This window comes from Lacisediminimonas sp., from assembly GCF_030645335.1.
Taxonomy (GTDB): domain Bacteria; phylum Pseudomonadota; class Gammaproteobacteria; order Burkholderiales; family Burkholderiaceae_D; genus Lacisediminimonas.
In genome coordinates, this window is sequence record NZ_JAUSNH010000112.1 from 1 (window position 1) to 10,841 (window position 10,841).

Annotated in this window: 9 protein-coding genes and 1 pseudogene; 7 read left to right on the plus strand and 3 right to left on the minus strand. The window is 62.5% G+C overall.

Annotated elements, in window-relative coordinates; genetic code table 11:
- The 3 genes and pseudogenes from Q7T64_RS07835 to dusA form a co-directional block, all read left to right on the plus strand.
- Nucleotides 1-365: pseudogene (locus Q7T64_RS07835) on the plus strand (coproporphyrinogen III oxidase); the annotation flags it as partial.
- A 44-nt stretch (nt 366-409) separates the two neighbouring features.
- A complete protein-coding gene (locus Q7T64_RS07840) occupies nt 410-1,054 on the plus strand; it encodes a sulfite exporter TauE/SafE family protein (protein WP_370653276.1) in 645 nt (214 codons plus the stop codon).
- Nucleotides 1,055-1,091: 37 nt separating this feature from the next.
- Nucleotides 1,092-2,132: a tRNA dihydrouridine(20/20a) synthase DusA gene (gene dusA / locus Q7T64_RS07845; protein ID WP_304793895.1), complete on the plus strand. Its 1,041-nt coding sequence runs from the start codon at nt 1,092-1,094 to the stop codon at nt 2,130-2,132.
- 223 nt (nt 2,133-2,355) lie between these two features.
- Here dusA and Q7T64_RS07850 read toward each other — a convergent pair whose 3' ends face one another.
- Nucleotides 2,356-3,087: a hypothetical protein gene (locus Q7T64_RS07850; RefSeq protein ID WP_304793898.1), complete on the minus strand. Its 732-nt coding sequence runs from the start codon at nt 3,085-3,087 to the stop codon at nt 2,356-2,358.
- 393 nt (nt 3,088-3,480) lie between these two features.
- Here Q7T64_RS07850 and Q7T64_RS07855 point away from each other — a divergent pair, with 393 nt between their 5' ends.
- On the plus strand, nt 3,481-6,120 hold the full coding sequence (locus tag Q7T64_RS07855) for an NAD(P)-binding protein (RefSeq protein WP_304793901.1): 2,640 nt from the start codon (nt 3,481-3,483) through the stop codon (nt 6,118-6,120).
- A gap of 117 nt (nt 6,121-6,237) precedes the next feature.
- On the opposite strand, the gene Q7T64_RS07860 is transcribed toward Q7T64_RS07855, so the two are convergent.
- Nucleotides 6,238-6,783, minus strand: a complete 546-nt coding sequence (locus Q7T64_RS07860) for a hemerythrin domain-containing protein (RefSeq protein WP_304793904.1) — start codon at nt 6,781-6,783, stop codon at nt 6,238-6,240.
- 399 nt (nt 6,784-7,182) lie between these two features.
- Between Q7T64_RS07860 and Q7T64_RS07865 the strand changes: the two genes are divergently transcribed.
- The 3 genes from Q7T64_RS07865 (at nt 7,183) to Q7T64_RS07875 (ending at nt 10,413) form a co-directional block, all read left to right on the plus strand.
- Nucleotides 7,183-8,121: a hypothetical protein gene (locus Q7T64_RS07865; protein ID WP_304793907.1), complete on the plus strand. Its 939-nt coding sequence runs from the start codon at nt 7,183-7,185 to the stop codon at nt 8,119-8,121.
- Nucleotides 8,122-8,195: 74 nt separating this feature from the next.
- Complete coding sequence (locus tag Q7T64_RS07870; protein WP_304793911.1) at nt 8,196-8,495, plus strand: PRC-barrel domain-containing protein; 300 nt, start codon at nt 8,196-8,198, stop codon at nt 8,493-8,495.
- 178 nt (nt 8,496-8,673) lie between these two features.
- Complete coding sequence (locus tag Q7T64_RS07875) at nt 8,674-10,413, plus strand: right-handed parallel beta-helix repeat-containing protein (RefSeq protein WP_304793914.1); 1,740 nt, start codon at nt 8,674-8,676, stop codon at nt 10,411-10,413.
- Here Q7T64_RS07875 and Q7T64_RS07880 read toward each other — a convergent pair.
- Nucleotides 10,403-10,841: WecB/TagA/CpsF family glycosyltransferase (locus Q7T64_RS07880; RefSeq protein ID WP_304793917.1), on the minus strand; the 439-nt coding region annotated here is incomplete at its 5' end. The two genes, Q7T64_RS07875 and Q7T64_RS07880, sit on opposite strands and share 11 nt — an antisense overlap.

A 10,841-nucleotide genomic window follows, 5' to 3' on the forward strand; every position in this document is an offset into this window, starting at 1 on the left:
GCCAGAACGCCAAGACGCTGGAAGAGTATTACGATTTTCTGGATCAGGGCCGCTTCCCCGTGGTGCGCGGCTTGGCTTTGTCGCGTGACGACTTGCTGCGCCGTGCCGTCATCATGGCCCTGATGTGCCAAGGCGAGGTCCTGTTTGAGTCCATCGAGCTTGCCCATCTGGTGGAATTTCGCAAATACTTTGCCGCTGAAATGGAAGCTCTGAATAAACTGGCTGAACAAGGATTGGTCACGTTGGACGATGCGGGCATCCAAGTGACCGACATGGGCTGGTTTTTTGTACGTGCCGTAGCCATGGTGTTTGATCGCTATTTGCAGACGGATCGCACCCGCGCAAAGTTTTCCAAGATCATCTGACTCTTCGGCGCGTGCAGACTTCTCTGGCGGTCACAGCGTTACTGATGGGTTTGGCTGGCGGGCCACATTGCGTCGCCATGTGTGGTGCCGCTTGTGCAGGCATTGGGCACGCGGCCGGTTCGCGAAAAAATACAGCGATTTTGGGCTTCCAATCAGGGCGGGTGCTGGGCTATTCCGCGCTGGGCGCATTGGCCGCTGCTTCGATGCAGGGTTTGGGCTGGTTGACGGTCCAGTCGGCGGCCCTGCGCCCGGTGTGGACACTGTTTCATGTGGCGACTTTTGTGCTGGGTCTGCTGTTGCTGTGGAAGGCACAGCAACCGGTCTGGTTGGAGCAGGCGGGCAGAAAAATATGGTCGCGCGCGCGCTCGCTTGCCCTGGGGCGAGGCCGGGGAGCACCGCTGGTCGTCGGAGTCCTTTGGACTTTCTTGCCCTGTGGTCTGCTTTACTCCGCCCTGCTGGTGGCTGCTTTGACTGGTAGTGCAGTTGAGGGCGCGATGGTCATGGCCTTGTTTGCTTTGGGTACCAGCGTCTCCATGACGGCGGGAGCCTGGTTATGGCTGCGCCTGGGCGGACAAGGTTCTGGAGATTGGGGGGTACGTTTGGCGGGTCTGGCACTTGCCGCCAGCTCGGTCTGGGCTTTATGGATGGGGTTTGCCCACAACGCCGCACCTTGGTGCGTGACACCCTGATGCCACTGCTTGTGGCACGGCCGGGATAATCGATCCGATGCCGAGTTTGAAAACCGTTCCACCCGTTCCCCCAGACCGCTGGAAGCTGTCCGTCGCGCCGATGCTGGACTGGACGGATCGTCATTGCCGCTATTTCCATCGTCTGCTCACGCGTCACGCGCTGTTGTATACGGAAATGGTGACGACCGGGGCACTGTTGCATGGCGACGCGGCGCGTCATCTGCACTACAACGTGGAAGAGCATCCGGTCGCGCTCCAGCTCGGTGGCAGCGAGCCGACTGAGCTGGCGCATTGCGCAAGGCTGGGAGAGCAGTGGGGCTACGACGAGATCAACCTGAATTGCGGTTGCCCGTCGGAGCGTGTGCAAAAGGGCGCATTCGGCGCCTGCCTGATGGCGGAGCCGAAGTTGGTGGCTGACTGTGTCAAGGCGATGCGCGATGCGGTCGCTATCGATGTCACGGTCAAGCACCGCATCGGCATCGACCAGCAAGAGGGCTACGATTTCGTGCGCGACTTTGTCGGCACCATTGCCGATGCCGGCTGCACCACCTTCATCGTGCATGCGCGCAATGCCATCCTGAAGGGACTGAGCCCGAAAGAGAACCGCGAGATACCGCCCCTGCGCTATGAGTTCGTCTACCGGCTCAAGAAAGATTTCCCGGACCTGGAAATCATCCTCAATGGCGGCGTCAAGACGCTGGAGCAGATCGACCTGCATCTGCAGCAGGTGGACGGCGTGATGATCGGCCGCGAGGCGTATCACAACCCTTGGCTGATGTCGGCCTTCGACAGCCGCTATTACGGCGCGCCGGGCGAACTTCCGACCCGGCTGCAAGTGCTGGAGGCGATGCAGGCCTACATCGGCGACCAGCTTGCCCGCCATGGCGAGCACGGGTTAAGGCTCAGCGGCATCACCCGCCATATGCTGGGCCTGGTGAACGGACTGCCCGGCGCACGCCGCTTTCGCCAACTGCTTTCCGATCCTGTCTTGCTGCGCGAACAGGATCCGGCATTGCTCCGCATTGCCTTTGACAGTCTTTCCCGCACCGGCCCGGTTGCGGCTGTTGCGGCCGGCTGACTGCCAGCGAACACACACCATCGACCTTTTTCCCTGTTGATCGAAATGGCAGCCGATTGCCGCTGGTTTGCCAGTGGACTGCTACGTCCAGCGGACGCTTTCCCGCCGCCGCTCGCAGGCGTCATCCAAAAAAATGTTCGAACTTTAGCAAGTTGCCATAGTCGCAGTATGAACAGGAATGCAATTCAGACCTGCGTTCCCGGCCGGCAAATTCCTCTGGACATCAAGCCTTGGTAAGTCGGTGCGGGACATTGAAATATTTACGTTGTTGTCTTTTGCGCGTGCGCTGCGCCCCCGTCATCCCGTCATGGACAAAGGGCAAGCGCAGCGCCGGGTTGAAGTCATGGCATGGAATCTGCGTTGCGGTCGCAGTTCCAATGCTTTGCCGTAGAGAGCAAGAACATGCCCGACAAACCCTGGTCAACCATCCACTTGGAAAGGATTCAATAATGAAACCACTTACACGCACCTCCAAAACCCTGGTAGCGGCCAGCATCCTGGTGGCACTGCTGGCGGGCTGCAAGAAACAGTCTGAGACCAGCGGCGCCTCCGGCACGCCAGGCAGCACATCGGGCGCCACTTCCAGCAGCACATTGCCGAGCCCGTCGACACCGAGCGCAACCACGCCGGAGACGCCAAGCGCGGCGCCGAGCACAGCGCCGAGCACGCCGTCATCCGGATCCAGCGATGCTGCGCCGGGCAGCAGTTCCTCAGGCACATCATCGGGTTCAGCGACGCCTTCGGGCAGCAGCACGATGCCATCGACTGCGCCTTCCGGTACTTCGGGTTCGTCCGGCTCGTCTGGTTCTTCCAGCTCGTCGCCGGCTGGCGCCAGCGATACTGCGCCCGGCAGTTCCAGCGCAATGCCTTCAGGTTCTTCGGGCGCATCGGGTTCACCATCGGGCAGCAGCAGCGAGCCTGCCAGCGGTTCGGGTGCGGCAGGCGGTTCATCCACGACGCGCTGAACCGGCGCATTCCATCCCAGGCGCGCAAGGCCGGATTCGGCTTTGCGCGCTTTTATTTTGCTGTGCTTCGTTGCCGCAATCCATCGATTCGTTACGCCTCTGGCTCATCGCGGCCGGCTTTGCGCCATTTCAATGAGCTGGCGACTCGCGCAGGTGAGAATGAATCCCTGTCGCATTCAAGGCCCTGTCGATCCAGGCAGTTCCCGCTGATTCCCGCGCTGAAAAAACAACTCCAGGGGTACGCAGAGCACGGCATGTGTTTTGCGTAAAGAGGTTCCGTTGCATCGTGCGCAATGCGTCATGTGTTGTGCAGCACGTGCTGCAACAGGTCCTGTCCCGGCCCATGAAATTGACACAATGCCTCACTTCGGCAAGGAGATCGCATGCCAGCAATCATCGTGTTGTCCCATTTGCGCTGGGATTTCGTCTATCAGCGTCCACAGCACCTGCTATCGCGGCTGGCAAAGCGCTATCCGATCGTTTTTGTCGAGGAGCCGGTTGCCAATTCCAGCGACAACAGTTGGGAAATCTCCAATCCGCAAGCCGGCGTGACCGTATGCCGCCCGCACACCATGAACCAGATGCCGGGTTTCCATGATGACCATCTGCCGGAATTGCGCAAGCTGATGCGGCACCTGGTGTCTGACTACGACGACCATATTGCCTGGCTGTATACGCCAATGGCGCTGCCGTTACTGCAGGAGATGCATCCGCGCCTGGTCGTCTACGATTGCATGGACCAGCTTTCTGCATTCAAGGACGCGCCCAAGCAATTGATCCAGCGCGAGAACGCCTTGCTGCGCAGCGCCGACCTGGTGTTTACCGGCGGCCCGAGCCTGTACGAAGCGAAGAAGGACCGGCATCCGAATGTGCATTGCTTTCCGAGCAGTGTCGACGTGCAGCACTTCGAACAGGCGCTGGACCGCACCAATTCCCATGCGCTGCACCGTGGCATTGCCGGTCCCCGGCTCGGCTACTACGGCGTGATTGACGAGCGCCTGGACCTCGGGCTGATAGCGCGCCTTGCCGACGCCCATCCGCAATGGCAGATCGTGCTGGTCGGGCCGGTCGCGAAGATCCCCCTGGCGTCGCTGCCGCAGCGGCCCAATATTCACTACCTGGGGCAGCAGCCGTACAGCGATCTGCCGCAGTTCCTGGCCGGCTGGGACGTTTGCCTGCTGCCGTTTGCACTGAATGAATCGACCCGCTTCATCAGCCCGACCAAGACGCTGGAATATATGGCGGCCGAGCTGCCGATCGTCAGCACGCCAGTAAAGGATGTGGTCGATCATTACAGCCACATCGTGCAGATCGCCGCCACGCCCGAGGAATTCATTGCAGCCTGCGAGAGCGCATTGCTGGAGTCGCCGGCCGAACGTTCGCGCAAGGTCAAGGGCATGCGCGCCGTGCTGGCCAAGACTTCCTGGGACCGCACTGCCGACCAGATGCATGTGCTGATGGAGCACGCCCACAGTATCGACAAGCCGGTTCTCAACCTGCAAGGCGACGGCCACACGCAGTCGGCCGACAGCGTGGTGGTGATCAATTCGCGCCATCGCACCGATGCCGCGCCGCATGTCCGTTGCGTGATCGTCGGCGCCGGGCCGACCGGGCTGTCAGCTGCCTACCACCTGGGGCCGGACACGCTGCTGCTGGACAAGAACAGCAGCGTCGGCGGCTGGTGCCGCTCGATTCGCGACAAGGGCTTCACTTTCGACCATGCCGGTCACATCATGTTTTCCAACGATCCGTATGTGCAGCAGTTGTACCGCACGCTGTTGGGCGAGAACCTGCACTGGCAGGACCGCGAAGCCTGGATCTACAGCAAGGGCGTGCATACCCGCTATCCGTTCCAGGGCGCGCTGTATGGTCTGCCGCCGGAGGTGATCAGGGAATGCATCATGGGTGCGATCGAAGCGCGCTTCGGCGACCTGGGCCTGGCCGAATCTGCCCGCGACGCCATCAATCGCGCAGCGCCGGGGAAGGACCTCACCGACTGTTGTGCGGACGGCACGGTCGAGCTGGCGGCCAACGCCGCTGCCTGTGACCCTGGCGCCCAAGTGGCTCCGGCCAATTTCGAGGAATTCATCTACAAGGTATGGGGACGCGGCATCGGCAAGCATTTTGCGATTCCCTATAACCGCAAACTTTGGACCGTGCCGCTGACGGAGATGGAAACATCCTGGCTCGGCGGGCGGGTGCCGCTGCCTGACCTGGGCGAAATCATTGAAGGTGCATTGCGTCCGGTGGCGCGGCCAATGGGACCCAACGCCCGCTTTGGCTATCCGCTGCGCGGTGGCTTCCAGGCGATGATGGAAGGTTTCCTGCCGCACATCCGCGGCAAGCTCGAGTTGAATGCCGACCTGGTGCAGATTTCGCCATCGCAGCACATTCTGGCGCTGGCGGACGGCCGCCGCTTTTGCTACGACACGCTGGTGTCGACCATGCCGCTGCCGGAGCTGGTCAAGCGCATCGGCAAGGAAGCGCCGGACGAGGTACGTGCCGCCGCAGAGGGCTTGAAACACATTTCAATCCGCTGTGTAAACATCGGCATTGCGCGCGAAAGCGTGACTGACAAGCACTGGATTTACTATCCCGAAGACAGCATATTCCATCGCATCTTCGTGCAGGGCAACGCCAGCCCGGAGTGCAATCCGCCGGGCGGCTTCGGCCTGACTGCTGAAATCTCCTATTCGCCGTGGAAGCCCTTGCCGCTGGATGGCCAGCGCCTGATCGACCGGGTCGTCAGTGATTTGGTCAAGGTCGGGCTGATGCGCGCGGATGACCGTGTGCTGACTGCCAACCAGGTCGACATGCCGTATGCCTATGTGGTGTACGACCATGAGCGCGCGCGCAATGTCGAGACGGTCAAGAGCTGGCTGGCCGGACACGACATCTTGCTGGCCGGGCGTTACAGCGAGTGGGAATACTACAACTCGGACCATGCTTTCCTGGCAGGCAAGAAAGCAGCCGAGACGGTACTACAGGAGCAACCGATGAGGACCGCCGCCGCTGCTGACTAGCGGCAAGTTGGCGCTGCGCCATGTGCGGTCTGCATGGCGCCGCGCCGGGCACGAACGGCAGACGCGGATCGGATCATTTGCCGCTGCCGTCCGGCGCAGCGCCGGTGGCAGTACCAGTCAATGCCGCAGCAAGGAATTCAACTGCCCCTTGCGCTGCCCGAATTCTTCCTCGTATCCGCTGTCGGGCAGGCCGAATTCGCCGCGCAAGGCATCGCGCCGGTGGCGCAGGTCGGCGGCCAATGCACCTGCGTCCAGCTCCGCGCCCGGCAGCTGCGGAAAGATCCGGCGCCGTTCTTCGTCGATATGGTGCCGCACGTACTGGCCCAGTACATGGAAGCGCGCGCTGTAGCAGTGGTCGCCGGGTTGCATCGATTCAAGTTCGCCGATCAACTGGCGCGCCACGTTGTGCTCGACCAGCGCTTCCTCGATCGGGTCGGTCGACCCCAGCGCCTCCATCAGTGCCGGATAGAAAAATTCTTCTTCCACCTGGGCATGGATGATCAGTTCGGTGCAGGCGGTTTCCACCAGCGTCTGCAAGGTCTCATCGTCGGCATGGTGCCGTATCCGCTCGAATTCGTCGAACAGCGCCAGGATTTTGTCGTGATCCTCGTCCAGCGTGCGCATGATCTCGGAGGTCGCATGCGGGCTAGGGTGTTTTGGCATCGCTCTATCCTTGGACAGCTTGGGCATCGAGTTGAATCAGGTCTAGGTCAGGTCGTGATATCGGTTCGGATATGCCAACGGCGGCGCCAATAAAAGTGCGGCGTGCAAGCACCATGCCATCGGCATCGGTTGGATCACAGGCGCGGCAATCGGTTCTCGCACTGCACGGGCTTTGCTGCCAGGTCGATGCACGCTCTAGCGTGCCACGACGCGCAAGCGCCATGATTGGACAAGGGCTCGGCAATCTTTACCGCGACTGCCCGCAATCTTTACGTCGATGCTGCGTTGATTGGCGCCATCGGCAGGCTGCCCGGTCGCTGTGCGCTGGGCATGGATGTTGCCTGTAAAGCAGCACGACTGGTCTGGTATCCAGGTCTCAACTTCGGCAAGGAGAAAAACATGGCATCGGTCCAAATAGAGCCTGCTTACGGCGATCAGACGCTGGCGCGCCGACCCTTGATAGCGGCAATTCGCTGGGGCGCGGTGCTGGCAGGGGTGGTGGTCGGCATTTCCGTCCAGCTCGCGCTGAGCTTGCTGGGCGTGGCAACCGGCTTGTCGGCGACTGACGTGTCGACGATGGAGGGTGCGGCGCTCGGCCGCGGCGCATTGATGTGGGCTGGTGTGAGCATGCTGATAGCGGCCTTGACGGGCGGCTATGTCGCGGCCCGCATGAGCGGCCTCAAGCGCAAGGCCGATGGCGTGCTGCATGGCGTGGTGTCCTGGTCCGTCACCACCTTGCTGTTTGCGACCCTGGCCACGACGGCCACAGGCAACATGCTGGGCACCATGTTCAGCAGCATCGACCCGGGCGCGGTTGTCAGCCGCGTAGCGAGTGGCGATGCCGGCGCTGCGGCCGGCAGGATGGCTGATCTGATCCGCAGCCAGTCCGGTGTCAACGTCACGGCCGACAACCTGCGGATCCTGCAGCAAGCCATCGCCGCCGGACAGCGCGACCAGGCGGTGCAATACATGGTCAGCGCAATGGGCATTGAACCAGGCCGGGCAGCCACCATTGTGGACCAGGGCCTGATCGTCAGCGGCTCGCCGGGGCAGGCGTCATCGCGCGGCCAGGCGCAGGCGAACCAGGCGCTGGACCGTGCCGGGCTGGCCGCATGGACGGTGTTTGGTGCGGTGGCCTTGTCGCTGGTATTGGCCATCATCGGCGGCTTGCTCGGATCGCTGGGCTCGCGCCGCACCACATGGAACGACGAAATCGGCCCGCTGGCGATGGCAAGCACGGCGCGGCCAGCCAGCACCACGACCAGGCCGGGACCGAGCGTGACGACGACTTCACGGGAACCCGGCGGGCGCGACCCCTTGAATCGGGATCCGGTCTGAGCCTGTTGAACTTGTTGGACCTGTTGATCATATTGAACAGGCGAAACGATTCTGGATGAAGGCGGCGAGACAGCATGTTAAAGAGCTTCGAGGGCGGCCAGGCCGCAGGTCGGCCAGGCCCGGGTGACAAGCGTTTCGCCTGTATCGTCGCACGCGATTCGACAGCGACGGCGTTGTTGCACGGCTGCCAGATAGTGACAGCCGGCGGCGAACACCTGGGGCGGGTGAAGTCGATCCTGATCGATGTCAGGACGCGCCAGTTGCGGTATGTGCTGATGGGCAGGAGCCCGGGTTCGGCGACTGTGGCGATTCCCTGGCACGCAATGTATTTCGATTCAGCGCTGGCGCGGCTGGTGTTTTATACGTTCAGTTGATTGTCCGCTTGATCGCCTGTGCCTCCCTGATGGCCTGGATCGGCGAGGGCGCATGCGTGCGGCATCGGCGCGCCTGCCCGGTTCATTGATTCCCGCCAAGTCCGCGATTCCTCGCTGCGGCATCCTCGTAGCAGTCGGCATGTCGTTCGGACCGGAAGCGTCCCGAGGGAGGAAAACAATGAACAATCATCTCGCCATGCTGCTGGCGCTGGCAGCGCTGGCTATCATGCCGCGCGCGGTGCATGCCCATCAGCCTGCCGCTGCTGGTGCCAGCAGTCGTGCCGACAGTCGCGCGGCGCTGGCTCCCCAACTGCATCCGCTGCCGCAATCGGTTGCCAGCAACAGCACCGTCACCCTGCATTGCGGCCGTCATTATTACGGCACGCTGGACCTCGTGCGCCGATCCAACGTCACCGTGCGCACCAAGGGCGATTGCGGCAAGGCCAGCATCAGCCCGGCGCAGGCAGTGCGCGGCTGGAGCCGCCAGCGCGGCAATATCTGGATTGCGCCGGTCCGGTTCCAGCCGGTGCAGCTGACCTGGAACCACAAGCCGCTGTCGCTGGCGCACCATCCCAACCAGCCCTGGGCAAAAGCCAGCAGCAGTGGCCCTGACCGCTTGCAGGCCCGCATGTCCAACGAGGACCTGGCCGGCGCGACCCTGGTTTACCGGCCGGCCGAATGGATGATCGAGACCCGTGCGATACGTGAATACGACAACGGCGCCATCGTCCTCGGTCCGAAGGTCGGCGATGCAATCGACCCGACGCCGGAAACCGAGTTCTATGTGGAAGGCAAGCTGTGGATGCTGGATTCACCCGGCGAATGGGCTTACCACGACGGCTGGCTGTTCGTCTGGCCGCCGGACGGGCAATCGCCGGAAGGGAAAATATGGGCCGGGCCCGATGCCAGCGGCATTGACGCCGCGCACTCGCGCAACATCACCATCGAAAACGTACGCGTGCACACGGCCATGACCGGAATCAGCGCCGCCGATTCGAGCAACCTGCATGTGAGCCGGGTGGAGATCGTCAACAGCGCGCGGGATGGCATTTTTGTCGGTGGCCGCGGTGTGCTGGTCGATGGCGTGCGGATTGTCAATTCGGTCCAGAACGGCATCCTCGGCTACTACGGCATTAGCGATGTGGCGGTGATCAACTCCAGCATCGAGGCGACCGGCACGACCGGCATGCCCAAGCGCTCCAAGGGCGCCATTGCGCTGGAGCAGTCCAGTGGCGTCAAGATACTCAATAACCGGATCGTGGAAGCCTCCTACATAGGCATCCGCGTGCACCGCAAGGCCGTTGTCAGCAACAACCTCGTCGAGCGTGCCTGCCAGGTGTTGTCCGATTGCGGTGGCATCTATACCTTCGCGCGCGACCGCCAGCCGCTGGAGACCCGCATCGAGGGCAATACTGTGCGCAAGCTGGCGGGCCGCTATGCCTATGGCGTGTATCTCGATGACAGCGCCAATGACGTTGCCGTGGTGCGCAACCTGCTGGTGGACAATCCGGGCGGGATCGAGATCCACAATGGCTTCAACAACCTGATTTCCGAGAACGTGATCGCCGACTCCCGCTTCGAGCACATCCTGTTCAACGAAACCGGCGACGAGCGGGTGCTGCGCAACCGCATTGAACGCAATCTGTTCATTACCGGCAAGCGCGAGCCAACCTACCGGCTATGGAGCGTTCGCGGCGGCAGCACGACCGCCGGGTTCGGCGAATTCAACGACAACATCTACGTGGGTCCCGCGGCCGGCTTTGCCGAGCTGCAGGGAAGCGGGCTGGTCGGCTGGAGCGCCTGGCGCGCAAAAATTGGCCAGGATGCGCGGTCGAAACAGGAAAGCAATGTGCAGGCGGGGCGCGAGCGCCAGCGCAAGTGGGCGGCAGGATCGTCGCTGGAAAAAATCAATCCGTGAGCGTCGGCTGTTTTTTTCCGGACAACAGCCCGGCCAGCAGTTGCCGGCCCATGCCCAGCATGAAGAGCGTATTGGTCACCAGGTAGCGCCTGAACAGGCGGCGCGGGTCCGAGCATAGCCGGAACAGCCATTCCAGCCCGTGGCGCTGGGCCCAGGCCGGCGCCCGGCGCACTGTGCCGGCATGATAGTCGAATGCGGCGCCGACGCCGATCATCACGGCATTGAGCCGGCCGCGCCGCTGTGCCATCCATTGCTCCTGCTTGGGGCAGCCCAGGCCAACGAACACGACCTGCGCGCCGGAGCGGCGGATCAGCGCCAGTTCCTGTTCTTGCTCCTGTTCGCTCAGGGGGCGGAACGGCGGCGAATGGACGCCGACCAGCCGCAGCCGCGGAAATGCGCATAACGCTGCGAGCGCCAGGCGATCCAGC